The following is a 24,174-nucleotide window of genomic DNA, read 5'->3' on the forward strand; positions in this document are numbered from 1 at the left end:
AATCGTGCGGAAACTCAACGCCCTGCTCGAATACTTCCGATTCCTGCTCACCGCCAAAGCCCCCGGAGGCCCCATGAACAGCCACCCGCCCAAGGACATCGACGCCGCCTCCGCCAAGGCGCTCCTCGCCAAGGAACGCCCCGGCGGACTCCTCGTCCTCGACGTGCGCCAGCCCTGGGAATACGAGGAATTCCACCTGCCCGGGGCCAAGCTCCTCCCTCTGGGCGAACTGGAGGAGCGCCGCGCGGAAATCCCGGACGACGCGCCCGTGCTGGTCTACTGCCACTCCGGTCGACGCAGCGCGGCCGCAGCCTCCCTGCTGGCCCACGCGCACCCGGACGTGACGAACCTCCTGGGCGGCATCATGGCCTGGACCGGCGCCACCGCCGTGGGCGCGCCCGAAACCGGCATGCGCCATCTCTCCGGCGACGAGTCGCCCGAACGCATCCTTGCGCTCGCCTACTCCATGGAACGCGAACTGGGCCTGTTCTACCAGCGCCTCGCGGGCGAGTTCACGGACCAGGGCCTCAAGGAGCTCTTCAACCGGCTCGCGGGCTTCGAGGACAAGCACAAGCTGGTGGTCTACCACCTCTACAAGAGCTACCGCCCCGAAAGCCGGGGCATCGAAGACCTGGAGGCCCTGGCCGTGGACAAGGCCCTGGAGGGAGGACGCGACGCCCAGGACATCCTCGCGGATCGCAAACAGCCCGTCGCGCCCCGCGACGCCCTGGACATGGCCATGGGCATCGAGGCCCAGGCCATGGACCTCTACATGCGATTCGCCGCCAACGCCCAGGGCGAGGGCAGGCAGACCCTCCTGGACCTGGCCAACGAGGAGCGCGGACACCTGAAAGCCCTGGCCACGCTCATGGACCGGCAGGCGAAATAGGCGGACCGCAGGAGCTGCTTCGGAGGCGGGCGGCCAGCCGCCAGGAGAAGAGGCCTCCGGCGGGCAAAGAGGGCTCCGCCCTCTCTGCACTCTCCCGCCGGGGGGAGAGCCTCCCCCCGGACCCCGGCAGTTGCTTCGCGGGCTTCACCGGCCACGGTGCGCGAGCGAGCGATCCGGCAAACAACAAACATCCGTGCAAGGAGACCCGATGGCCCCCGTGAACTTTATCCTGAACGTCCTGTGGCTTGTGCTCGGCGGCATCGTGATGGGCATCGGCTGGTGCATTGCCGGGCTCATCATGGTGCTCACCATCATCGGCCTGCCCTGGGCGCGCTCCTGCTTCGTGATCGCCGGGCTGGCGTTCTGGCCCTTCGGCAAGATGGTGGTGGACCGCCAGTTTGTGCAGGGCTACCACGACGCGGGCACCGGGCCGCTGGGACTGGTGGGCAACGTGATCTGGTTCCTGCTGGCGGGCTGGTGGCTGGCCCTGGGACACCTGGCCAGCGCGGTGGCCAACTTCGTGTCCATCATCGGCATCCCCTTCGGCGTGCAGCACCTGAAGCTCGCCCTCATCTCCCTGGCCCCGGTGGGCAAGACCGTGGTGGACTCCTCCGACGTGCGCGTGATGCAGTAGACCCGCGCCTCAACGCAGGAGCAACAGATACTCCTGGTTGCCCTTTGGCCCCTTGACCCCGGCCGGGACCACCCCGGCCGGTTCCAGCCCCAGCTCGCGCGCCGCGCCCTCCACCAGCTGCACGGCCAGCCGCCGCAGCGACTCGTCGCGCACCACGCCCTTGTCGGTCTGTCCCGGACCAAGCTCGAACTGCGGCTTGACCAGGGCCACGATGAATCCCCCGGGTTTGAGGAACCCCTTCACCGCCGGGAGCACCTTGGCGAGCGAGATGAAAGACACGTCGATCACCGCCAGATCCACGGGCTCGGGGATCAGGTCCGGCGCGGCCAGACGGAAGTTCACGCCCTCCAGGGAGACCACGCGGGGGTCGGCGCGCAGCTTCTCGTGGAGCTGGCACTTGCCCACGTCCACGGCGTAGACCTTCACCGCCCCGTGCTGGAGCAGGCAGTCGGTGAAGCCCCCCGTGGAGGCCCCCACGTCCAGGGCCGTGCGGCCCGTCACGTCCAGGCGGAAGTGCTCCAGCGCGGAGAGGAGCTTGTAGGCCCCCCGGCTCACGAAACGCTCCGGCGCGGCCAGGGAGAGCGCGGCCGAAGCCGGAAGCATCCGCCCGGGCTTGTCCAGCCGTTCGGGGCGGCCGTTCACGTCCAGATAGACCTGGCCCGCCATCACGAGGCGCTTGGCGCGCTCGCGGCTCTCTGCCAGGCCCTGGTCCACCAGGAGCTGGTCTGCGCGTATCTTGGGGTTGGCCATGCGTGTTGCCTGCGGCGGGCTCGTGGTTTACAGGGCGTTCCATGCCAACGACACGTCGCCCCAGGGCGTCCCGACCGAGGGGGCATACGGCGCTCCGGGCCGCGCGTCAACGCTCCCGGAGAGAGCGCCCGTGAGCCCCAAAGTGCACGCCGCGCAAGGAGCGCTGAGCGCGGCGATCCTTTACCCCTTCATCGGCAACGACGCCCTCCTCTTCGGGCTCACCGTGTTTTTCATCGACCTGGACCACCTGATCCCCTTCGTGCGCGACTGCCGCAGCCTCGACCCGAAACGCTTCTTCGCCTACCACCGCGCCGTGCACGACTACGACGACTATCTGGCCCTCAGCTGGTTCCACACCGCCGAGTTCATGCTGCTGCTCTGGGCTCTGGGCTTCTGGCGGCACGAATTCCGGGTGATGCTCGCGGCCTGCCTTTTCCACATCCTCTTCGACGTCATCAAAGCCTTGCACATGGGCAAGCCGTTCCTGAGGGCGTACTCCTTCGTGGAATACGCCCTACGGCGCGAGGGAAAACGGACACGCCACACGGCATGAAACCCGACCCGACAAGACACGCCGCACAACAAGCGACCGCTTGACAGAACAAATAGAACGATCGATACACTTCGCGCAGGAGGCTCCCATGAAACTCTGCGCGCACCTGATCGCCCTGGCGTCCATCCTGTTCCTGGCCGCCCCCTGCCTGGGCCAACGCGGACCGGGCAGCGTGTCCAACAAGTCCGGCGCCACCATCTACCGCAACGAGGGCACCAACTATAATCGTTCAGGCAATTCAACCTACGGCAACAACGGGGCCACCTACAACCGCAACGACAACTCCACCTACGGCAACGACGGCTCCACCTACAACCGAAACGGCAACTCCACCTACGGCAACCGGGGGACCACCTACAACCGCGTGGGAGACACGTGGTACGGCAGCGACGGCTCCGTCACCAACAAGGTGGGAGACAGCGCCTACACCAGAGGCGGCAAAGGCGCGCCGCCTCCACCCGTGTTCGAGGGCGGAAAGTCGCGCTAGGGCCCAGCCCCGGCGCCCGCCCCGCGACAGCGGGAGGCGCGGCGGGTGTCTGCTGCCGTGCCCGGCTGTACGCCGTCCTGGTCCTGTGTGACCCCGCGCGTTAACCTCGCGGCCGACCGATTTGAAGACGATCTGCCGCGAGGGTTACGCGCAGGTCCACACAGGACCGAGATGAGACGGTCTAGCCGGTGAAGCCCGCGAAGCAATTGCCGGGTCCAGGGGGGGCTCTCCCCTGGCGGGTGAGGTCTGGAGAGGGCAGCGCCCTCTCCAGCGGGTGCAGGGCGGAGCCCTGGCCGCCGGAGGCTCTTCCAACGCCTGAGCCCCATCCGCGCCGCACCGGGCGGCCCCTTCAACGCAAAGGGGCGGCCGAAGCCGCCCCGTGTTGCATGCGCCGTGCGCGAGACAGCGCTTATTTGCCCGCGAGTCCCAGCCGTGCCACGACTTTTTCGGCGGCGGCCACGGTGTATTCCTCGGGGGAGAGGCGTTCCTTCTCGTCGGCGGTGATCACGAGTTCGGGCTTGTTCACCAGGGACTTGTCGGCCTTGACGCCGTACTCGGCGGGGAAGGCGTCGTTGAAATACATGTCCTGGAAGCCGATGAACTTGAGGCTGTGGGCGGTGGCGTCCAGGATGGCGGTCTCGGAGGGTTCGATCAGTCCCAGTTCGCGGGCGCGCAGGAGTCCCGCCACGCATTCGCCGCCCTGGGTGCAGCTGATGTGTCCGTGGCGGTTTGCCAGGAGCATGCCTTCCACGATGGCCTGTTCTTCGACCTGGACCACCTGGAAGGAGCCTGGGCCGCCGATCTTTTCGTACTGTTCGGCGAAGTGCCGCACGCGGGGGAAGCTGACGGGGTTGCCGATCATGGCGGCCTGGGCGGCGCTGGGTTGCACCTTCACGGGCTCGAAGGAGCGGCCGGCGGGGTCTTGCGCGTAGTAGCGGTAGACCGGGTCCGCGTGGGCGGACTGCACCCCGAAGATGCGCGGCAGCGAGGGGATGATGCCCAGGCGCTTGAGCTTGAGGAAGCCGCTCATGACGGCGGTGACGTTGCCCGCGTTGCCGATGGGCACGAAGACGGCCTTGCGGTAGGTGTCCCAGTCGTACCACTGGGCCACCTCGAAGGCATAGGATTCCTGGCCGAGGATGCGCCAGGCGTTTTTGGAATTGAGCAGGGCCACGCGGTAGTTGTCGGCCAGGTGCTCCACCACTTTCATGCAGTCGTCGAAGACGCCGGGCACTTCGAGGACCACGGCCCCGCTGCCCAGGGGCTGGGCCAGTTGCTGGGGGGTCACCTTGCCCTGGGGCAGGATGACCACGGAGGTGATGGGCGGTCCCACATAGGCGGCGTAGAGCGCGGCGGCGGCGGAGGTGTCTCCGGTGGAGGCGCAGACGGTGAGCACCTGGTCCCAGCCGTTGGCGCGCACGAGGTGCTTCAAGTAGCTGAAGGCGCAGGCCATGCCCCTGTCCTTGAAGGAGGCGGAGGGGTTCTGGCCGTCGTTCTTGAAGGCCATGGGCACGCCCAGGATCTTGGAGAGCGCGGGGCTGGCCTCGATGATGGGGGTGTTGCCCTCGCCCAGGTAGACGATGTCCTGGGGCTCCAGGATGGGGGCCATGAGCTCGTAGAAGCGGAAGATGCCGCGCAACGGGGTGTTCTTGCTGGCGGCGCGCTTGTCGAAGAGCGACTTCCAGTAGACCGGGGGGTTCTCGGCCAGGGAGTCGAACCAGTCGTCCTCGAGAAGGAACACGCCCCCGCATTTGGGGCAGGTGTAGTGGAGCGCGCCGATGTCGAAGCGTTCCTGGCAGCCGAGGCAGAAGTATTCCATCTTGCCGCGGTAGGAGGGGAAATCGTTGGGGATCATGCTGTGTCCTCGCAGAATGGATGGGTCCGTTCGACGGCGCGCAGTTTATCCAAGGCCGGGCTAAAAGCCAAGGGCGGCCACGGCCTGCTTCGCCGCGGGCCAGGCGGCGCGGGCCGCGAGGCCCACCATGGCCCCGCCCAGGCCGATCTTCACCACGAAGCCCAGAACCCGGCCCCACATGGCCCCGCGCGCGGCGTGCCACGCCTCGGGGGAGGGCCGTCCGTGCATGCGCTCGAACACGTAGCAGCCCACGTAGGCCCCGCCCACCGCGCCCAGGAGCGCGCCAAACCCGAAGAGGAACGGGGCGAAGAAGATGGCCCCGGCTATGGCCCCGATGAAGGCCCCCAGGTTGCCCTTGTTGGTGCCGCCGTATTTCTTGGCCCCGTAGAACTGGGCCCCGAACTCCAGGGCCTCGCCCAGGACAGCCATGGCGATGAGCGGCGCGTAGTAGCCCCAGCCCAGGTTCAGGGAGGGGTGCGTGAAGTCCCACAGCCAGGCCAGGGCCAGGATCACCCAGTTGGCGGGCAGGCCCAGGACGTTGAGCGAAAGCACGCCCAGAAGCAGCAGGATGTAGAGGATGGACCAGACGTATTCCATGGAGAGGTTCCTTGATGAACGGTGTGGGTGTGTGCCGGGTCAGCCCCGGCGGTCTGAGGAACTAGCTCCTCGACTGCCATCCGGAGGACGTGGCGATCTGGTCGGTCCCCGCCCGCGCTGCCCTGCCCCCCGCACGGAAGTGCAGAGGGCCAAGCCCTTTGCCAGCCCGGGGCTTGCCCAGCGACGGACCGGCCCCCTGCCTACTCCTTGCCGCGCAGGTCCACCACGCGCACGGCCTTGCCCTCGCTCTTGGGCAGGGAGTTGGGCTCCACCAGGTCCACCTTGGGCGTCACGAGGATCTCGTCGCGCAGACGGTGGGCGATGCGCTCGCGCAAGGCGGCCAGGGCGCGCATGTCTTCCACGAAGAACTCTTCGCGCACTTCGGCCTTCACGCGGATCTGGTCGATGTGGCCCTCGCGGGTGAGCTCGATGAGGTAGTTCTGGCCCACCTCGGGCAGGGACATGAGCACCTGCTCGATCTGGATGGGGTAGATGTTCACGCCCTTGATGATGATCAGGTCGTCGGAGCGGCCGGTGATGCGGTCGATGCGCAGGTGCTCGCGGCCGCAGGGGCAAGGCCCGGGCAACACGCGGGTGAGGTCGCGGGTGCGGTAGCGCACGATGGGCATGCCCTCGCGGCACAGGGTGGTGAGCACCAGCTCGCCCACCTGGCCGGGCCGGGCGGGCTCCAGGGTGACGGGATCGATCACCTCGCAGAGGTAGGCGTCCTCCCAGAGGTGCATGCCGTTCTGCTCCCTGCACTCGAAGGCCACGCCGGGGCCGTTCATCTCCGAGAGGCCGTAGGAGTTGAAAGCCTTGAAGCCGAAGATGTCCTCCAGGCGGCGGCGGGTCTCCTCGGAGTAGGGCTCTGCCCCCACCAGGGCGATGCGCAGGCCCAGGGAGCGCGGGTCGAGCCCCTGGCGCGCAAGGTAGTCGGCCAGGTAGAGGGCGTAGGAGGGGATGATGTGCAGGGCCGTGACCTTGAAGTCCTGGATGAGCTTCACCTGGCGCTGGGTGTTGCCCGCGCCCATGGGGATGGCCATGCAGCCCAGCAGTTCCGCGCCGTAGTGCATTCCCAGGCCGCCGGTGAAGAGGCCGTAGCTGGTGGTGTTCTGGAACACGTCGGCGGGGGTCATGCCCACCATGCGCATGCAGCGCGCCACCAGGGAGGACCACCAACGCACGTCGGAGGCCGTGTGGTAGACCACGGTGGGCGTGCCCGTGGTGCCCGACGACACGTGCAGGCGCACCATCTGGTCGGCAGGCACGGTGTTCAGGCCGTCGGGGTAGGATTCGCGCAGGTCCTGCTTGGTGGTGAAGGGCAGGCGGCGCAGGTCGTCCAGGCTCTTGATGTCCTCGGGCGCGACGCCGTGCTCCCTGAACTTGCGGGCGTAGAGCCGGGAGCGGGCGGCGCGCTCGCAGGTGGTGCGCAGCCGGGAAAGCTGAAGGCGGGAGATGTCGTCGCGGGCGAGGAATTCGGCCGGATCGTAGCGCATGCGCCCTCCTGAAGGCGTGTTCCCCGCCTCAGCCGCCGTATTCGGAGGGCGGGGGGATGTCCGTGGGGTTCTCGAACGACGTGGATTCCTTGAAGAAGCGCAGCTTGACCATGCCGGTGGGGCCGTTGCGCTGCTTGCCGATGATGATCTCGGCCACGTTGTCGTCGGGGGTGAGTTCGTCCTTCTTCTTGTAGGCGGCTTCCCGGTAGAGGAAGATGATCACGTCGGCGTCCTGCTCGATGGCGCCGGATTCGCGCAGATCGCTCATCATGGGGCGCTTGTCGCTGCGCTCTTCCACCTTGCGGTTGAGCTGCGAGAGGGCGATGACGGGCACGTGGAGTTCCTTGGCCAGGGCCTTGAGGCTGCGCGAGATGTCGGAGATCTCCTGCTCGCGCGAATCCACGCGCCGGGCGGAGCGCATGAGCTGGAGGTAATCCACCACCACGAGGCCCAGGCCGTGTTCGGCCTTGAGGCGTCGGCAGCGCGAGCGCACCTCCATGGTGGTGAGCGCGGGGGTGTCGTCCACGAAGATGGGCGCGGGCGAGAGCGCGTTGGCGGATTCGTAGAGGCGCGCCCAGTCGTTGTCGTCCAGGCGTCCGCGCCGCAGCTTGGAGAGGTCCACCTTGCCCCAGCAGCAGAGCATGCGCATCATGATCTGCTCCTTGCTCATTTCCAGGGAGAAGACTGCGGTGGGCACGGTGTACATGCAGGCGGCGCGCATGGCCAGGTTCATGGCGAAGGCGGTCTTGCCCATGGAGGGGCGCCCGGCGATGATGATCAGGTCCGAGGGCTGGAGGCCGGCGGTGTATTCGTCGAAGGTGTAGTAGCCCGTGGGCACGCCGGTGACCATCTCCTTGTTTTCCACGCGCTTGGCCAGCTGCACGAACACCTCGTCCACGAGGGTCTTGCTGGAGGTGAGCACGCCGGACTTTTTGGAGTCGGAGATGGCGAAGACGGCCTGTTCGGAGGCGTCGAGGAGGGCGTCGGTCTCTTCCGCGCCCTCGAAGACCTTTTCAATGATGTCCGAGGCCGTGGAAATGAGGCGGCGCTTCACGGACTTGTCGCGCACGATGCGCGCGTGGTGCACCGCGTTGGAGGCGCTCACCGTGGCGGAGGCCAGCTCGGCCAGGTAGACGGGGCCGCCCACCTCGTCGAGCCTGCCCATGCGGGCCAGCTCTTCGGCGAGGGTGACCAGGTCCACGGCGACGCTCTTGCGGCCGAGTTCCAGGCAGCCCTGATAGATGGCGCGATGGACGGGCGAGTAGAAGTCGTCCTCGCCCAGGATGTCGATGATTTCGTGGAGGATCGAATTCTTGATGAGGATGCCGCCCAGCACCGATTGCTCGGCCTCCGGGCTGTGCGGCGGAACCCGGCGGATCAGGTCGTCGGCGACCCGCTCCAAAGTCTGCGGGGCGAGCTGGCCGTCCTGCCCGCCCGCCCCGCCTCGGGTTCTACGCTTCGGCTTCGGCTGCCGGGCTTCCACTGTCTTCCGCGGGCTGTTCGGCGTCCATGAGCTTCTCGCCCTGGCGGCAGACCATCACGCGGATGGTCCCGATGACGCCAGCGTGGAGCTTCACCGGCACTTCGTGCACGCCAAGGGTGCGGATGGCGTCCTCGAGCACGATCTTCTTGCGGTCGATCACGATGCCCTGGGCTTCGAGGCCGTCGGCGATCATGGAGGAGGTGACGGAGCCGTAGAGCTTGTCGCCGTCGCCCACGCGCACTTCGATGGCCACGGTGGCCGCGGCCACTTTGGCGGCCAGGGTCTCCGCGTCGGAGCGAAGGGTGTCCATCTTGGCCTGGAGCTTGCGGCGCTCGGTCTCGAAGACTTTGAGATTGGAAGGGGAGGCCAGCATTGCCAGGCCCTGGGGGATAAGGAAATTGCGGCCGTAGCCGGGCTTCACGGTGACGACTTCGCCCAGTTTGCCCAGGTTTTCCATGTCGGCGCGCAGGATGAGTTTCATGACAGCCATGGCTTTTCTCCTACTGCATCTTCTTCAGGTAGTCGGCGCTGTGGGTGGCCGTGTAGTAGAGAAGGGCCATCTGGCGGGCGCGCTTGATCTCGGTGGTCAGACGGCGCTGGCACTTGGCGCAGGTGCCGGTGATGCGCCGGGCGATGATCTTGCCGCGCTCGGTGATGAAGTCGCGCAGGATGTCGGGGCGCTTGTAATCCATGGGCAGGTTCTTGTTGGCGCAGAACCGGCAGAACTTCTTCTTGGGGGTGAATTTCTTCTTGAAGGACATGGTCTAGGCCTCCGGGGCGGCGGCGGGCACGGCCTTGTCGGCCAGCTTCACCGTGACGAACTTGAAGATGCCGTCCGTGATGCGCACGATGCGCTCCAGCTCCGCGACGGTGGTCGGGGGAGCGGTGAACTCCATGCGAACGTACTGGCCGCGCACGTACTTGCGCACGGGGTAGGCCAGATCCTTGGTTCCCCAGTCGTCCACGGTCAGGATCGACCCGTTCTCGCGCTCGGTGATGGCGACCAGGCCGTCCACGAGGCTTTTTTTGCTCTCGGCGTTCAGCTCGGGGCTGAGCAGGAGCAGCAACTCGTATTTACGCATGCGTTTCCTCCTTTTGGTCCATGGCCCTTCCCCGCCGGGAAGAGCAAGGCGAACCGCAGTGGTTAGGCTGTTCGCCCGGCCGTGTCAAGGGCCTGGGCAAATCCGGAGCGCAGGGCCGCGCACTCCGAGGCCGCCTCGTCCAGGGCGGCCTGGCGGGCGGCAACGTCGGCCTCGAAGGGCGAAAGCACCTCTTCGAGGGCGTCGGCGGCCTGGTCCGTGCGCGCGCCCACCAGGCGCAGCACCTCCTCCTCCACGCGGCGAGCCCCGCGCGCCAGCGACTCCCGCAGCGAGCGCAACAGGCGTGGACGCCCCACGGCCAGCACGCTCCCCGCCAGGGCGGCCCCGGTTCCGGCCAGCAGCCCTCCCGTCACGTCCAGCGCCACGCCCTGCACCGAGAGCACGAAGAGGCTCCCCGCCAGCACCATGATGCCGCCCATGGCCGCCCTGGGGTCCATGCGGGCAACGCGCAGCGGGTCCACGCGCACGGGGTCGTCCCCGGCGTCCAGGAAGGCGTCCAGGGCGCGGGCCACGTCCGCGAGCACCTCCTCCCGCCGGGCGCCGGGGGGCGTGTTTCCGGCCGGGTCCTGCCCGGCCAGGGCGCGCAGGTCCCGGGCCAGGGCGGCCACGTCCAGGGCGAGGCGCTGGCTCAGGGCGGCCGCGCCCTCGCGCGCCTGGGATTCCACCTGCGTCTCCAGGGACTCCCTGAACGTGCGCTCCAGGCCCTCCAGCAGCGAGGGCACCGCCGAGGAGCGCCGGAAAAAGCCCAGCACGCTGCGCCGGAACATGCTGGCGAAGGAAAGCTCTAGCTCCAGGGCGGCCAGATACCCCTGCCCGGTGCGCTCGAAGCGCTGCCTGATGCGCCCTGCCAGGGCCTCCACCTCCAGGCGCGCGGCAGCGCGGGTCTGGCGGATGCGCTCACGCATGGCCAGGGCGGCTTCGCGGTCCGCCTCCACGCTCTGGGCGACGGCAAGCCCCGCCGCCTCCACGCCCTCCAGCACGGCCAGGCCGCCCCGGGCGAGGGAGGCCAGCTTGGCCCGGGCGTGCTCGCCCCCGGTGACCATTTCCCGGATGTGGCGGCGCACGGCCTCCATGCCCGAGAGTTCGGGCTGGACGGCCTCCAGGGCCGCCGAGACCACGAAGAGCGGCGCGCCCTCCAGGCCGCGCTCCCTGGCCAGTTCCAGCACGCGCTGGCGGTTCACCTGGAGCTGGCCCGGGGTCGCCAGGTCGGCCTGGGTGAGCACCAGGGCCACCTTGCGCCGCCAGCGGGAGGCGACAAGCCCGAGGAAGTCCCAACTGGCGCGCGAATAGGGATTGAGCGACGACAGGGCGTAAAACACCTGGTCGCAACGGGGGATGAAGCGTTCGGTGATCTCCTGATGGCGGTCCACCACGGAGTCGATGCCCGGGGTGTCCACCACGGCCACGCCGTGCAGGATGGGGTGCGGCAGTTCCACGCGGGCGCTGAGCGGCCCTTCGTCCGTGCGCGAGCGCCCCGGCCCGTGCGCGATCATGAGGATGCGGTCGGTGCAGGGGTCCGGGGCCACGTCGGAGACCTGCTCGCCCAGCAGGGCGTTGATGAAGCTGGACTTGCCCGCCTTCACCTCTCCGGCGGCCACGAAGAGGAAGGGCTCGCCCGCTGCCTGGCGCAGGGAGGCCGCGTCGCGGGCGAGGCTCTCTCCGGCGCGGCGCGCGGCCAGGGCCTCCAGTTTTTCGAGCAGACCGGCAACCCCCGCCCTGGCCTGGGCCAGGGAGGGGTCCAGCAGATGGGGGCCTGCCTGGGTCATCGGGGCAGGAAGTAGTCCAGGTCCAGGGGACGGGCCGGGGCCTCCGGCTTTTTGGAGGTCGTATCGGAAGCCTGCTTCGCGCGGCGGCAGTCCTGCTCCTCCTTGACCCAGCTGCGCGAGGAGATGCGCAGGGAGTTCCCCCTCGTGAAGGAGTCGTCCTCGCCGTCGTAATACTGAAGAATGATGGACACGTCCCCGGCATGGGGGTCGAGCAGGCTCCATTTCCAGATGCGCAGGTTGCCGAAGGCGTTGCCGCGCCACTGCTTGGGCTCGCCGTAGCGTTTCTTGAGTCCCGCCAGGATCTTGTCGTGGAATTCGCGGGAGGAGTCGGCGTAGTTCATCTTCACGCGCACCACCCGGCCGGGCTGGGCGCAGTTGCCGTAGGTGACGTAGCCCGAGCGGTAGCCCGGCAGGGGCTTCATGGCCTGGATGGTCAGGTAGCCCTGTTCCAGTTCGGGTTCGGCCATGCCGGGGTCGAGCTTGTCGGCCAGGTCGCGGATGTTGCTGCCCAGGCGCACCCCGGCCAGTTCCGGGGGGGCGGCCAGGGCCGGTCCCGCGAGGCAGCACGCCAGCAGCAGGGACGCGAAGAGGGCGCGCACGGGGCTCACCCCTTGAAGCCGGCCACGGCCTGGGCCTGGTCGGGGAAGATGGGAAAGAGTTCGTTGTAGCCCGAAATCTCGAAAACCTCGCGCATGTAGTCCTTGATGTCGCACAGGTGGAGCATGCCGCCGCCGCGCTTGAGGTGCTGGAAGGCCATGAGCAGCACGCGCAGACCGCTGGAGTTGATGTAGTCCACGCCTCCGAAATCCATGACCACCTTGGTCGCTCCGCCGGTCACGACGCCCATCACCTTGTCCTCGAGCTCCTTGGAGGAGCCGGAGTCGAGCCGGCCGTCGATCTTGAGCACGGTGACGGGGCCGGTGGTGGTCACGATCAATTCCATGGTCTACTCCTGATTGGTCTTCTTGCGGATGAAGAGGATGTTGCGTCCGTTTTTGCGCTCGTAGGAAAGCTGGTCCATGATCTTGCGCACGAAGTGGATGCCCAGGCCTCCGATGGGTCGCGCCTCCAGGGGCGCGTTCACGTCGGGCTCCGGGGCCTGCAGGGGGTTGAAGGGGTCGCCGTCGTCCTCCAAGGTCATGTCCACCGCGTCGGGGCCGCGCTCCAGGACCAGCTCGATGCCGCAGGGCCGGTCGGGCGGCGAGGCGTAGGAGATGACGTTGGTGACCAGTTCGTCCAGGGCCAGCTGGATGTGGTAGGCCGCGCGGCCGGACACGCCGCCACGTTCCAGGAAGGCCTCCACTTCGCAGCGCAGACGTTCGAGTTCGTGCAGGTCGTTCCCGATGGAGAGCCGTAACCGCTCGCTCATGATTTCCATTGTTTTCCACGAAGACCGCCCGCTGTCAACGAGCCGGGGCGATTGACGCTTCCAAGCGGCGGCCGAGGGTGGTAGTCACCCCGTCCATGGACGCCAACAGCATGGACAAAGACGCCGACGTCGGCCACGACGCCGCCAGCCGCTTCCTGGACAGCCTGCCCGAGCTGCGCCCCGGCGAGCCCTTCCGCTTCGCCTGCCACCCGGACGTGCCCTGTTACAACGCCTGCTGCTCCGACCTGGCGCTCATGCTCACGCCCTACGACGTGTTGCGCCTGCGCCGCCAGCTGGGGCTTTCCAGCCGGGACTTCATCGCCCGCCACGCCGTGATGGCCCAGGCCCCGGACACGGGTTTCCCCATGCTGCGTCTGGCCATGCGCGAGGACCTGCCCGGTCTGCCCTGCCCCTTCGTCACCCGGGCGGGGTGTTCGGTCTACCCCGGCCGCCCTGGCGCGTGCCGCACCTACCCGCTGGGGCGCGCCACCAAGACGGGCCCCGACGGCGAGGTGGTGGCGCGCTTCTTCGTGGTGCGGGAGCCCCACTGCCGGGGCTTCGAGCAGGCCCGGGACTGGACCTCCGCCTCCTGGCTCGACGACCAGGACCTGGCCGAATACAACCGCTCCAACGACCGCTACATGCTCCTTCTGGCCCACGCCCGCGACCGGGGGGCCACGCTCAACCCCAAGCAGGCCAACACCGTGTTCCTGGCCGCCTACAACGTGGACGCCTTCCGCGATTTCCTGCGCGACACCCGCATGCTGGAGCGCCTGGAACTGGCCGACGAAGACCGCCAGGGCATCCTTGACGACGAGGAGCGCCGCCTGCGCTTCGCCATGGACTGGCTGGAGCTGGCCCTCTTCGGCCTGGAGAACAACCTGAGGAAAAAGGCCTGATGCGCCCCTCCTCGGCCCTGGCGGACAAGATCCTGCCCCTGGACGCCCTCCTGGAGCGGCTGGCCCCCCTGCGGGCCGGGGGCGGCATCGTGTTCACCAACGGCTGCTTCGACCTGCTCCACCCGGGCCACGTGGACCTGCTGCACCGCGCCCGGGAACTGGGCCGCGTCCTGGTGGTGGGCCTCAACTCCGACGCCTCCGTGACGGGCCTCAAAGGCCCCTCGCGCCCGGTGACCCCCTTCGCCGACCGCGCCCTGGTGCTGGCGGGGCTGGCCAGCGTGGACTTCGTCACGGGCTTCGACGCCCCCACGCCCCGCGAACTCATCGAGGCCGTGCTCCCCCACGTGCTGGTCAAAGGCGGGGACTGGCCCGTGGAGTCCATCGTGGGGCGCGATGCCGTTGAGCGCGCGGGCGGCCGCGTGCTGAGCCTGCCGCTGCTGCCGGGCTACTCCACCACGGAGACCCTCCGGCGCGCCCTGAGCCTGGCGGAGCCCGCGAGGGAGCGTTCCGGCTCCTGATCCTTCTCGGCAACTCCTGTCCAGGCGGCCGCGAAGCTTGACGCTCAGCTTTGCTGGAACTACAAATGGATTCCTTGATGTCAGGAAACACCATGCACCGAATCTTGCTCCACCTCGCGCGCCGCGCGGCGCTCCCGGCCCTGCTGCTCGCGCTCCTGGCTGCGGGCGCGGCCGCCCAGTCCGATCCGGACATGACCCTGGTGGCCGCCGGGGCCTCCATCACCGCCGTGGTGGGCGAAGAGGACGGCGAAGGGCTCTGGCTTCTGGCCTCCGACGGCACCAACTACGCCGTCTGGACCCCTGAAGAAGTGACCGTGGAATCCCTCGCCGCCTTCCAGGCCGCCTTCAAGAACAAGGAAGTCACCCTGAATGGCGACGTCTACAAGGACAAGTTCGGCAACCTGAACCTCTTCGTCAAGGCCTTGCCCCAGCCCTGAACGCCCACTCCGGAGCGGCCATGCCCTCCCCGCGCGTCGAATCCCTGGCCCTGGCCGTGCTGGACCTCCTGCACCACGGCCTGCCCCAGGACAACGACACCCTCCACACCCTGCGCTCCACCTTCGGCGACGATTCCCCCGAAGGCCTGGCATCGGTCCTGGCCGACGCAGGGTCCGCCGAAGCGGCCACCCTGGCCGCCCTGCTCCTCTCCCCCGGCCCCGCCGTGCGCGAGGCGCTGGAACCGGCACTGGAAGCCTGCCGCCTGACCACGGACGAACTGCCGCTCCTCACGGACCTCGTGGCCAACGGGGCCGCGCGCACCGCCGCCCTCTTCCCGGACGGACGCAGCGCCCCGCTGGACCTGGACGCGGAAAGCGCCCGGGCCTTCACCCTCCGGCTGCACCCCGAGGCCACCCCGCCCCAAGAGTTGACGCGCATCCTGGACCGGCGCTTTCCAGGCCGTCCGGCCTGGCGGCTCAAGGCCCTGCTTCGCGCCGCGCGCCCGGACTACACGTCGCCGCGCGTCTTCTTCCTCAGCGCTCTGCTGGAGCGCCTGGAGGCCCCGGACGGCGATGTCCTGGCCTGGGCCGTGCGCTTCCTGGAGGAACGCGGCGACGACCCCACGCCCCACCAGGCCCTGGCCGCAAAATACCACGAACTCTCCGCGCGCCTGCGCCAGGCCCAGGACTTCCGCAAGGCCCTGGCCGCGTCGAGCTTCGAGGTGATGGCCTCCCGGGGCGTGCGCCTCTCCCACCTGCACCCCGAGGCCCTGCGCGAGGAACTGGCGCGCCTGGACGCGGTCTGCCGGGCCGTGCTGGGCGGCCCTGCCTGGGCCGTGGCAGGCCTGGGCGAACGCGACCTGGGATCGGGCCACGACGCATGGTCCATGGCGGAACTGCTCTCCGGCCTGGAGGATTGAACGCCGCGCGTGCCCGGACGGAGCGCGTCCCGGAGGAGGGAGGCGCGGCGGGAAGGGGTCAGACGATGCGGGAAGTGACGGAGGCGTCCGGGCGGCGGTGCGGACCGTCCGCCTGTCCGATTCCGGCGAGGAGGGCGTCCAGGCGCTCGACGTCCAGGGGCTTGCGCACCACGGCATCGGCCCCGAACTCGCGGGCGTAGTCGAGATAGTCGTCGGAGAGCGCGGGAGGCGCACCCCCGGACATGGCCACCACCTTGATGGACGCGTCGAGGCCTTTCACGCCCAAAACGACCTGGAGCCCGGAGATGTCCTTGAGGAAGATTTCGGTGATGACGAGATGGAAAGGCCCGTGCTCCTGGAGGTCTTCGAGATAGTAGCGGGCCTCCGCCACGAAGGGGTCGTGGCCGAGGGTTCGCAGCATGCGCGTGAGCCTCAGGGCGGTCTCGTCGTCGTTATCCAGCACCATGACGCGCAAAGGGGCCTCCCTGGGATTTGCCGCGAAACAGATCAATCGGTTTTTCTACCCATGGGCATCTCTTCCTGGAAAGTCCAGTAGGGAGAACCCTACTCTTTGGCTACAGGAATGCCGACTGGACGCCTCCGTCCGGAATGGTTGCCATACCTCCCGCCGAGGGGTAACCTGACGGCATGAAAAAGCACCCTCTCCACACGCCCCCCCTCAGCCCCGGGGCGGCCCGTCGGCCAGTGCCGACCCGCAGGCCAGCTGAACAGGCAGACATGCTGCTTCGCAACTGACCTCCCGGCCCTGCACGGGCTGCGGCTGGTGCTGCCTGGACGCCCAGTGCGGCGAGTCGCACATCCTGCACGGCTACCGGGAGCGCTGCCCGGAGCTCTTCTGGGACCAGCCCCTGGGGCTCTACCGTTGCCGCCTTTCCGACACCCCCCGCTTCCGGGAGCTCCTGGCCATGGGCGAGGGGTGCTGCGCCCCCCTGAACCCCTGGCGCGACAACGTGCGCCGACGCGACCGCTGACCTACGCCCCAGAGGTTTTCGGGATCCCCCCTTGCGGCGCGGACGTGCACGGCGCGCCCCTCCTCCCCGTCCTGCCCCTCCTGCCCCTCCTGCCCGCCTGACCTGCGCCGGGTGTTTCCGTTTGCCCCGCGGACCCGCCCCCTTCGACAAATGTATTTACACTGCGCACAAAAATGTTAGAGTTCCGTCCGTAAGCAAACTTCTGAAATCCAATCGGGCAAAAGTATGCAGGACGCCGACGAACACGAACAACAGCTCCTCTCCCGCGCGGCCTGGCTCTATTTCCACGAGGATCTCACCCAGGCCGAGATCGGCGAGCGCCTGGGCGTCACCCGGCTCAAGGTGAACCGCCTGCTCCAGATGGGCCGCGAGTCCGGGCTCATCTCGGTGTCCATCAACACGCCCTTCCGCGAGTGCGTGGACCTGGAAGGCCGCCTGGTGCGCCGCTTCGGCCTCATCCGGGCCATCGTGGCCCCAACGCCCGAGCACGGCGGCGAACGCCTCTACGAAGCCATCGGACGCCCCGCCGGAGAATACGTCTCCCGCGCCCTGCGCGACGGCCAGTCCCTGGGCGTCGGCTGGGGCAGAACCATGCGCGAGGCCATCAACGGCATCGCCGTACGGGCCTACCGCGACATCTCCATCAGCTCGCTCTACGGCGGGGTGCCCCGAAGCCCGGTGAACCCCTTCGACTCCACCGCCATGTTCGCCCGGCGCTTCCAGGCGCGCACCTGCAACCACCTGGCCGCGCCCATGTTCGTCTCCTCCCCCCAGGTGCGCGACACCATCGCCGGGCAGGACCTCTTCCGCACCTTCTACGAGGAAGCCCTCCAGGTGGACATGATCCTCACCGCCTCGGGCGACCTCACCTCCCAGGCCACCAACCTGGCCCTGGGCGTGATCACGCCCGACCAGCGCGCCTCCCTGGCCCGCGCCGGGGCCGTGGGCGAGTTCTTCGGGCGCTTCCTGGACGACAAGGGCGACCCAGTGGACCACCCCCTCAACGCCTGCAGCATGTCCCCGGACTTCACCGGACTGTTGCGCGCGCCGCACATCGTGCTGGTGTCCGGGGGGCTGGCCAAGCTCAACATCCTGCACGCCATCCTCGGGCGGGGCTACGTCCACGTCTTCGTGACCGACGCCGAAACCGCCCAGAACCTGCTCAACCGCTGACAAAGGCACCCCGTGGACAGAAGAGAATCCCTCGCCCGGCTCAAAGCCCCCCGCCCCTTCGACATCCTGGTGATCGGAGGCGGCGCCACCGGCTGCGGCGTCGCCCTGGACGCCGCCACCCGCGGGCTCGACACCGCCCTGGTGGAACAGTCCGACTTCGCCCAGGGCACCAGCAGCAAGAGCACCAAGCTGGTGCACGGCGGCGTGCGCTACCTGGAAAAGGCCGTACTGGGCCTGGACCGCGAACAGTTCGCCCTGGTGCGAGAGGGCCTGCGCGAACGCGGGCTCTTCCTGCGCAACGCCCCGCACCTGGCCCACTCCATCCGGCTCATGACCCCCGTGACCTCCTGGGTCCAGGCGGGCTACGTCTTCGCGGGCCTGGTGCTCTACGACCTCCTGGCCGGACGCCTGGGCCTGGGCCGCAGCGCCTTCGTCACGCGCGGCAAGGCGCAAAAGCTCTTCCCCCAGCTGGACCTCTCCGGCGCGGTGGGCGCGGTGACCTACCGCGACGGCCAGTTCAACGACGCCCGCATGGCCGTGGCCCTGGCCCGCACCGCGCAGGACCACGGCGCGGCCTGCGCCAACCACGTGGAGGTGACGGCGCTCCTCAAGGAGAACGGACGCCTGCGCGGGGCCACCCTGCGCGACGCGTTCACCGGCGACTCGTGGGACATCGCCGCGCGCGCCGTGGTCAACGCCACCGGCCCCTTCGCCGACGGCGTGCGCCGCATGGACGACCCCGCCGCCCGGGACATGCTCAAGGTCAGCTCCGGCATCCACATCCTGCTGGACAAGAGCTTCGCCCCCGAGGGGCTCTCGCTCATGATCCCCTCCACCGAGGACGGCCGCGTGCTCTTCATGATCCCCTGGATGGGCCACGTGCTCTTCGGCACCACCGACGAACCCGCCGACGTGGAGCGCGACCCCGAGGCCAGCGAGCGCGACATCGACTACCTGCTCTCCTACGCCCGCAAATACCTGCGCCGCCCGCCCGCGCGCTCCGACGTGCTGGCCGCCTGGAGCGGCCTGCGCCCCCTGGTGTTCGCCCCCGGCAAGCAGGGCACCCAGGACCTGGCCCGCACCCACGTGATCGAGCAAAGCCCCTCCGGGCTCGTGAGCATCACCGGCGGCAAGTGGACCAGCTACCGCGCCATGGCCGAGGAGGCCGTGGACGCGGCCGTGAAGGCCTTTGCGCTGGACGCCGGGCCGTGCGCCACCCACGAGTTGCGCCTGCTGGGCTCGCGCGGTTTCGTGCCCCAGGGATGGCGCGCCCTGGCGCGTCGTTTCGGGCTCGACCCCGAAACCGCCCGCGCCCTGCACGAACTCCACGGCGACGAGGCCGCGCAGGTGGCCGCGCTGGGCCAGGCCGAAGGGCTCATGGACCGCCTCCACCCGGCGCATCCCTACATCCTGGCGCAGGTGGCCTTCGCCGCGCGCCGGGAGATGGCCGGCAGGCTCGCGGACGTGCTCACGCGCCGCCTGCCCCTGGGGCTCCTGGAAGAGGCCCACGCGCGCGAGGCCGCACCGGCCGCGGCGGCCGTCATGGCCAGGGAGCTGGGCTGGGACGAGGCCGCCACCCAAGCCGAGATCGCCTCGGTGGTCGAAGGCGCGGCCCGCTCCGCCCCGGCGGCGGGAAGTCCCGCATGAGCGACGCGCCGCTCCCGGCGCACCGAACAGGCCGGATGAGTCGGGGCACACGCCCGGGCGTGCCTTGGGCGTTGCCGGGACGGCTCAATTAGCTTACGTTTTTTCGCCGCTCCTTGGGCGCGGCGGGGCATGCCGGGCCGGGTGCGCGTCCCTGCCACCACAGATTGACGGCAGTCCCCGGAAACGGGGCCCGCGCGAGACGCTTACGGGCGGCGAAGCCACCCCGGCGTGATGACACACCCCGACGGCGGGGTTTGAACGAGTCGCTTACGGGCGGCGAAGCCGCTCTGCTCCATTGGCTGTCTTGAGGGAATCCGTGTTCGGGCAACATCTTCACGAGGAGGGGACATGCTGAAACGTTTCGCGATCCTAGCGCTTCTGACCGTGCTCTTAGGCGCAACCGCCGCCCAGGCCCAGGACGACTGCGCCAACAGGGGAACCCTGGACAAGCAGTACTGCGACGCCGACAAGAACCTTGTGGCCGACGCCCCCAAGGCCGGCAAGTGTCAGGACCCCGGCACCCTCGTCTTCACCTACGCCCCGGTGGAAGACCCGGCGGTCTACAAGGATCTCTTCGCCGACTTCCAGGAGTACCTCTCCAAGGCCACCGGCAAGAAGGTGGTGTACTACTCCGTGCAGTCCAACGCCGCCGAGGTGGAGGCCATGCGCTCGGGCAGGCTGCACATCGCGGGCTTCTCCACCGGCCCCACCTGCTTCGCGGTGAACCTGGCGGGCTACGTGCCCATCGCCGTGAAGGGCTACGAGAAGGAATTCCAGGGCTACAACCTGATCATGGTGGTCAAGAAGGACAGCCCCTACCAGAAGCTTGAAGACCTCAAGGGCAAGAAGATCGCCCACACCTCGGCCTCCTCCAACTCCGGCAACATGGCCCCCCGCGCCCTGTTCCCCAAGCTGGGCCTCGTCCCGGACAAGGACTACACCGTGGTCTACTCCGGCAAGCACGACCAGTCCGTGCTGGGTGTGGTGCACGGCGACTACGACGCCGCCCCCGTGGCCTCCGACGTGTACGACCGCATGGTCAAAGCCGGTCGAGTGGACAAGGACGCCCTGCGCATCATCTACCGCAGCGCCACGTTCCCCACCTCCTCCTTCGGCTACTGGAGCCAGCTCTGCCCCGACCTGGCCAAGAAGATCCAGGACGCCTTCAACTCCTACCGCTTCACCGAAGCCATGAAGAAGAATTTCGACGGCGCGGACCGCTTCTACCCCGTCACCTACCAGAAGGACTGGGCCGTCATCCGCGAAATCAACGACGCGGAGGGCGTGACCTACACCGAGGAAGGCATGCGCAAGGAAGAAGAGAAAGAAGCCGCCGCCAAGAAGAAATAGGAATCCATGAGCAGCACCATGAACAACGCAGGGAACGGGGCCAGGCCCCGTTCCCTTTCGGTGGAGAACCTGGAGAAGGCCTACCGTTCCGGCAAGCCGGTGCTCAAGGGCATCTCCTTCCAGGTTGAGGGAGCGATCACGCTGGGCATCATCGGGCCTTCGGGCTCGGGCAAGAGCACCATGCTGCGCTGCATCAACCGGCTCATCGAGCCCACGGCCGGGCGCATCGTGGTGGCCGGGCAGGACGTGGCCGGGCTCTCCGGCACGGCCCTGCGCCACGCCAGACGCCACATCGGCATGGTCTTCCAGGAGTTCAACCTGGTGGAGCGCCTCTCGGTGATCGAGAACGTGCTCTGCGGCCGCCTGGGCTACATTTCGCCCTTCAAGGCCTGGCTGCGCAAATACCCCCAGGAAGACATCGACAAGGCCTTCGCGCTCATCGACCACGTGGGCCTGGGCGACTTCTACAACCAGCGCGCCGACAGCCTCTCCGGCGGCCAGCGCCAGCGGGTGGGCATCGCCAGGGCCGTCATGCAGGAGCCCGACATCATCATGGCCGACGAGCCCACCAGCTCGCTCGACCCCAAGACTTCCGTGGAGATCATGGAGCTTCTGCGCCAGTTCTCCCGCGAGCGCGACATCCCCATGCTCGTGAACATCCACGACGTGGAGCTGGCCAAGCGCTTCTGCGACCGCATCATCGGCATCTCCCAGGGCGTGGTGGTCTTCGACGGCCCCCCCGGAGAGCTGACGACAAGCGACCTCAAGGCCATCTACGGCGGAGAGGACTGGCTGGCATGAGCGCCGCAGCCCTTCGCACGCCCTTCCAGCCCAACTGGTGGGCCAGGTTCGGCTTTCTGCTGCTGCTGGTCTACTGCGCCTACGCCGTCTCGGAGCTCTCCATCACCTGGGAGCGCTTCGTCACGGGGCTCCACACGGGCGCGAAATTCCTGGCCGAGCTGTTCCCCCCCAGCTCCAAACGCCTGGGCCTGCTCTTCGACAACCTCGTGGAGACGGTGCAGATCGCGGTGATCGCCTCGGCCGTGGGCATCGCCCTCTCGCTGCCCCTGGGGCTGCTCTCGGCGCGCAACCTCATGCCCGGGTGGCTCACCTGGCCCGCGCGCGCAGTGATCGCCATCAGCCGCTCCTTCCACCCGGTGATCTTCGCCATCCTTTTCGTGAAGGCCGTGGGCTTCGGCCCCCTGGCGGGCATCCTCACCCTGGTGTTCGCCTCCATCGGCTTCGTGGGGAAGCTCTTCGCGGAGGCCATCGAGGAGATCTCGCTCAAGCCCGTGGAGGCCGTCACGGCCGCCGGAGCGCCCTTCATGAGCGTGCTCACCTACGCCGTGCTGCCCCAGGTGTTCAACCGCTTCATCGGCTTCGCCACCTACCAGTTCGACTCCAACCTGCGAAACTCCACCATGATCGGCGTGGTGGGCGCGGGCGGCATCGGCGGCACGCTCTTCGCGGCCTTCCAGCGTTTCGACTACGACTTCCTCTGCACCATCCTGCTCGCCATCATCGGCCTGATCATGGTGGGCGAATACCTGGCCGTAAGGATCAAGGCGACCTTCAATGACTGAACACAGACACTGGGAGCGCTTCACGCGCGCGCAGCGGCTGGCCCGTTTCGCGGTCTACCTGGGGGCCGCGGCCCTGCTGGTCTTCTCGCTCAAGACCGTGGAGGTGATCCCCGACTTCCTCCTGGACGCCCCCAAACAGGTGGCGGACCTCCTGCGCCGCATGTGGCCCGTCGACTTCGCGGCCTACCACAAGCAGGACATCCACACCGCCCTCATCGAAACGCTGAACACCTCCACCCTGGGCACCATCGTGTCCCTGTTCATGGCCGTTCCCGTGGGCATCATGGCCGCCAAGAACATCGTCAACGCGCCCGTGCTCAACTGGATCGCCAAGTTCATCCTGGTGTCCTCGCGCACGGTGAACACCCTGGTCTGGGCCATCCTCTTCGTGGCCGTGTTCGGCCCCGGCGCGCTGGCGGGCACGGCCGCCATCGCCTTCCGCTCCATCGGCTTCTGCGGCAAGCTCCTGGGCGAGGCCCTGGAGGAGATCAAGCCCGGCCCCATCGAGGCCCTCAAGGCCGCCGGAGCGCCCTGGACCAGCATCCTCATCAAGGGTTACTGGCCCCAGGTGGCCCCCGCGTTCTGGGGCATCGCCCTCTTCCGCTGGGACATCAACGTGCGTGAATCCGCCGTGATCGGCCTGGTGGGCGCGGGCGGCATCGGCGTCTCCCTGGAGAACGCCATGAACATGTTCCGCTGGACCCAGGTGTCGCTGGTGCTCCTGTGCATCTTCGCCGTGGTGGTGCTGGCGGAGCTTTTCGTCACCAAGATCCGCGAACGCATGATCTGAGGCCGCCATGCTCCCGCTCAACCTGATGCCCGCCGAAACGCGGCGGGCCGTGCGCTTCGTGCTCACCGACATCGACGACACCCTCACCACCGAAGGCCGCCTGCCCGGCGTGGCGTACCAGGCCCTGGAGGACCTGCGCGGGGCCGGGCTGGTGGTGGTCCCCATCACCGGCCGCCCGGCAGGCTGGTGCGACCACATCGCCCGCATGTGGCCCGTGGACGGCGTGGTGGGCGAGAACGGGGCCTTCTACTTCCGCTACGACCCCGCCGCCCGGCGCATGATCCGCCGCCACCACCGCGACGCCGACCAGCGCGCCCGGGACGCCCGGGCCCTGGAGCGGCTCAAGGGCGAGATCCTGGCCGCCGTGCCCGGGGCCGCCGTCTCCGCCGACCAGGCCTACCGCGAGGCCGACCTGGCCATCGACTTCCGCGAGGACGTGCCCCCCCTGCCCATGGAGGAGGTCCAGCGCATCAAGGCCCTCTTCGAGGCCGCCGGGGCCGTGGCCAAGATCAGCTCCATCCACGTCAACGGCTGGTTCGGCGACTACGACAAGCTCACCATGACCCGCCTTTTCTTCCGCGAGGTCCTGGGCGAAGACCTGGACGCCGTGCGCGAGCAGGTGGTCTTCGCTGGAGACTCGCCCAACGACGCCCCCATGTTCGCCTTCTTCCCCAACTCCGTGGGCGTGGCCAACGTGCTGGACCTCAAGGACCACATGGAGGCCCTGCCCGGTTACGTGACCGGCGCGCGCGGCGGCGAAGGCTTCGCGGAGCTGGCCCGCGCCCTGGTCTCGGCGCGCTGAGCGCGAGCCCTCCGTCCTGTTGACCCGCGCGGCGAAGCGGCCTATCGCTCGATCATCGCTCCTGGTCCCAAGCGTCACCGGCAG

28 protein-coding genes are annotated in these 24,174 nt (G+C 68.5%); 15 read left to right on the plus strand and 13 right to left on the minus strand.

Translation table 11 applies throughout. The features are described from left to right. Positions 1-4: 4 nt before the first annotated feature. Positions 5-889 (plus strand): rhodanese-like domain-containing protein, encoded by an 885-nt coding sequence (locus NNJEOMEG_RS01610; protein WP_235956789.1) that lies wholly within the window; start codon positions 5-7, stop codon positions 887-889. Between the two features lie 208 nt (positions 890-1,097). Continuing rightward, entirely contained in the window at positions 1,098-1,523 is a 426-nt protein-coding gene (locus NNJEOMEG_RS01615; protein WP_173080627.1) for a YccF domain-containing protein, read from the plus strand. A gap of 9 nt (positions 1,524-1,532) precedes the next feature. On the opposite strand, the gene NNJEOMEG_RS01620 is transcribed toward NNJEOMEG_RS01615, so the two are convergent. Beyond that, on the minus strand, positions 1,533-2,273 hold the full coding sequence (locus NNJEOMEG_RS01620) for a TlyA family RNA methyltransferase (protein WP_173080629.1): 741 nt from the start codon (positions 2,271-2,273) through the stop codon (positions 1,533-1,535). Positions 2,274-2,403: 130 nt separating this feature from the next. Between NNJEOMEG_RS01620 and NNJEOMEG_RS01625 the strand changes: the two genes are divergently transcribed. Both NNJEOMEG_RS01625 and NNJEOMEG_RS01630 read left to right on the plus strand, forming a co-directional pair. Next, complete coding sequence (locus tag NNJEOMEG_RS01625; RefSeq protein WP_173080631.1) at positions 2,404-2,826, plus strand: hypothetical protein; 423 nt, start codon at positions 2,404-2,406, stop codon at positions 2,824-2,826. An 88-nt stretch (positions 2,827-2,914) separates the two neighbouring features. Further along, entirely contained in the window at positions 2,915-3,313 is a 399-nt protein-coding gene (locus tag NNJEOMEG_RS01630) for a hypothetical protein (RefSeq protein WP_173080633.1), read from the plus strand. A gap of 409 nt (positions 3,314-3,722) precedes the next feature. On the opposite strand, the gene thrC is transcribed toward NNJEOMEG_RS01630, so the two are convergent. The 11 genes from thrC to NNJEOMEG_RS01685 all read right to left on the minus strand — a co-directional run bounded on the left by thrC (position 3,723) and on the right by NNJEOMEG_RS01685 (position 12,979). After that, entirely contained in the window at positions 3,723-5,168 is a 1,446-nt protein-coding gene (thrC, locus tag NNJEOMEG_RS01635) for a threonine synthase (RefSeq protein ID WP_173080635.1), read from the minus strand. A 60-nt stretch (positions 5,169-5,228) separates the two neighbouring features. Continuing rightward, a complete protein-coding gene (locus NNJEOMEG_RS01640; protein ID WP_173080637.1) occupies positions 5,229-5,765 on the minus strand; it encodes a DUF456 domain-containing protein in 537 nt (178 codons plus the stop codon). A gap of 200 nt (positions 5,766-5,965) precedes the next feature. Further along, positions 5,966-7,261, minus strand: coding sequence for a phenylacetate--CoA ligase family protein (locus tag NNJEOMEG_RS01645; protein ID WP_173080639.1), 1,296 nt, complete (start codon positions 7,259-7,261; stop codon positions 5,966-5,968). Between the two features lie 28 nt (positions 7,262-7,289). Then, positions 7,290-8,744, minus strand: a complete 1,455-nt coding sequence (dnaB, locus tag NNJEOMEG_RS01650; protein WP_371865434.1) for a replicative DNA helicase — start codon at positions 8,742-8,744, stop codon at positions 7,290-7,292. Beyond that, positions 8,713-9,225 (minus strand): 50S ribosomal protein L9, encoded by a 513-nt coding sequence (gene rplI, locus NNJEOMEG_RS01655; RefSeq protein WP_173081194.1) that lies wholly within the window; start codon positions 9,223-9,225, stop codon positions 8,713-8,715. The genes dnaB and rplI overlap by 32 nt, the downstream gene beginning before the upstream one ends. Before the next feature lie 19 nt (positions 9,226-9,244). Beyond that, a complete protein-coding gene (rpsR, locus tag NNJEOMEG_RS01660; RefSeq protein WP_173080641.1) occupies positions 9,245-9,505 on the minus strand; it encodes a 30S ribosomal protein S18 in 261 nt (86 codons plus the stop codon). 3 nt (positions 9,506-9,508) lie between these two features. Continuing rightward, complete coding sequence (rpsF, locus tag NNJEOMEG_RS01665) at positions 9,509-9,826, minus strand: 30S ribosomal protein S6 (protein WP_173080643.1); 318 nt, start codon at positions 9,824-9,826, stop codon at positions 9,509-9,511. A gap of 62 nt (positions 9,827-9,888) precedes the next feature. Next, complete coding sequence (locus tag NNJEOMEG_RS01670; RefSeq protein WP_173080645.1) at positions 9,889-11,610, minus strand: dynamin family protein; 1,722 nt, start codon at positions 11,608-11,610, stop codon at positions 9,889-9,891. Then, positions 11,607-12,209, minus strand: coding sequence for a hypothetical protein (locus NNJEOMEG_RS01675; protein ID WP_173080647.1), 603 nt, complete (start codon positions 12,207-12,209; stop codon positions 11,607-11,609). The genes NNJEOMEG_RS01670 and NNJEOMEG_RS01675 overlap by 4 nt, the downstream gene beginning before the upstream one ends. Before the next feature lie 5 nt (positions 12,210-12,214). Beyond that, on the minus strand, positions 12,215-12,553 hold the full coding sequence (locus NNJEOMEG_RS01680; protein WP_173080649.1) for an STAS domain-containing protein: 339 nt from the start codon (positions 12,551-12,553) through the stop codon (positions 12,215-12,217). A 3-nt stretch (positions 12,554-12,556) separates the two neighbouring features. Further along, positions 12,557-12,979, minus strand: a complete 423-nt coding sequence (locus tag NNJEOMEG_RS01685) for an ATP-binding protein (RefSeq protein WP_173080651.1) — start codon at positions 12,977-12,979, stop codon at positions 12,557-12,559. Between the two features lie 110 nt (positions 12,980-13,089). Between NNJEOMEG_RS01685 and NNJEOMEG_RS01690 the strand changes: the two genes are divergently transcribed. From NNJEOMEG_RS01690 to NNJEOMEG_RS01705, 4 genes are all read left to right on the plus strand, one after another. Beyond that, positions 13,090-13,878, plus strand: coding sequence for a YkgJ family cysteine cluster protein (locus NNJEOMEG_RS01690; protein WP_173081196.1), 789 nt, complete (start codon positions 13,090-13,092; stop codon positions 13,876-13,878). Then, a complete protein-coding gene (locus NNJEOMEG_RS01695; protein ID WP_173080653.1) occupies positions 13,878-14,396 on the plus strand; it encodes an adenylyltransferase/cytidyltransferase family protein in 519 nt (172 codons plus the stop codon). Before NNJEOMEG_RS01690 ends, NNJEOMEG_RS01695 begins: the two co-directional genes overlap by 1 nt. A 92-nt stretch (positions 14,397-14,488) precedes the next feature. After that, positions 14,489-14,833 (plus strand): hypothetical protein, encoded by a 345-nt coding sequence (locus tag NNJEOMEG_RS01700; protein WP_173080655.1) that lies wholly within the window; start codon positions 14,489-14,491, stop codon positions 14,831-14,833. Positions 14,834-14,853: 20 nt separating this feature from the next. After that, on the plus strand, positions 14,854-15,753 hold the full coding sequence (locus tag NNJEOMEG_RS01705) for a hypothetical protein (protein ID WP_173080657.1): 900 nt from the start codon (positions 14,854-14,856) through the stop codon (positions 15,751-15,753). A gap of 58 nt (positions 15,754-15,811) precedes the next feature. Here NNJEOMEG_RS01705 and NNJEOMEG_RS01710 read toward each other — a convergent pair whose 3' ends face one another. Next, positions 15,812-16,219: a response regulator gene (locus tag NNJEOMEG_RS01710; RefSeq protein ID WP_173080659.1), complete on the minus strand. Its 408-nt coding sequence runs from the start codon at positions 16,217-16,219 to the stop codon at positions 15,812-15,814. 751 nt (positions 16,220-16,970) lie between these two features. On the opposite strand from NNJEOMEG_RS01710, the gene NNJEOMEG_RS01715 reads away from it, so the two are divergent. From NNJEOMEG_RS01715 to NNJEOMEG_RS01745, 7 genes are all read left to right on the plus strand, one after another. Continuing rightward, on the plus strand, positions 16,971-17,918 hold the full coding sequence (locus NNJEOMEG_RS01715; protein ID WP_173080661.1) for a sugar-binding transcriptional regulator: 948 nt from the start codon (positions 16,971-16,973) through the stop codon (positions 17,916-17,918). 12 nt (positions 17,919-17,930) lie between these two features. Beyond that, entirely contained in the window at positions 17,931-19,565 is a 1,635-nt protein-coding gene (locus tag NNJEOMEG_RS01720; protein WP_173080663.1) for a glycerol-3-phosphate dehydrogenase/oxidase, read from the plus strand. Between the two features lie 348 nt (positions 19,566-19,913). After that, positions 19,914-20,915, plus strand: a complete 1,002-nt coding sequence (gene phnD / locus NNJEOMEG_RS01725) for a phosphate/phosphite/phosphonate ABC transporter substrate-binding protein (RefSeq protein WP_173080665.1) — start codon at positions 19,914-19,916, stop codon at positions 20,913-20,915. An 18-nt stretch (positions 20,916-20,933) separates the two neighbouring features. Then, on the plus strand, positions 20,934-21,716 hold the full coding sequence (phnC, locus tag NNJEOMEG_RS01730; RefSeq protein WP_235956791.1) for a phosphonate ABC transporter ATP-binding protein: 783 nt from the start codon (positions 20,934-20,936) through the stop codon (positions 21,714-21,716). Continuing rightward, positions 21,713-22,498, plus strand: a complete 786-nt coding sequence (gene phnE, locus NNJEOMEG_RS01735; protein WP_173080669.1) for a phosphonate ABC transporter, permease protein PhnE — start codon at positions 21,713-21,715, stop codon at positions 22,496-22,498. Before phnC ends, phnE (NNJEOMEG_RS01735) begins: the two co-directional genes overlap by 4 nt. Beyond that, positions 22,491-23,288 carry a phosphonate ABC transporter, permease protein PhnE gene (phnE, locus tag NNJEOMEG_RS01740; RefSeq protein ID WP_173080671.1) on the plus strand — a complete coding sequence of 266 codons (798 nt, stop codon included), beginning with the start codon at positions 22,491-22,493 and terminating at the stop codon, positions 23,286-23,288. The genes phnE (NNJEOMEG_RS01735) and phnE (NNJEOMEG_RS01740) overlap by 8 nt, the downstream gene beginning before the upstream one ends. A 7-nt stretch (positions 23,289-23,295) precedes the next feature. Next, positions 23,296-24,090: an HAD-IIB family hydrolase gene (locus tag NNJEOMEG_RS01745; protein WP_173080673.1), complete on the plus strand. Its 795-nt coding sequence runs from the start codon at positions 23,296-23,298 to the stop codon at positions 24,088-24,090. Positions 24,091-24,174 lie beyond the last annotated feature (84 nt).

The organism is Fundidesulfovibrio magnetotacticus (genome assembly GCF_013019105.1).
In the GTDB taxonomy this organism is placed as follows: domain Bacteria; phylum Desulfobacterota; class Desulfovibrionia; order Desulfovibrionales; family Desulfovibrionaceae; genus Fundidesulfovibrio; species Fundidesulfovibrio magnetotacticus.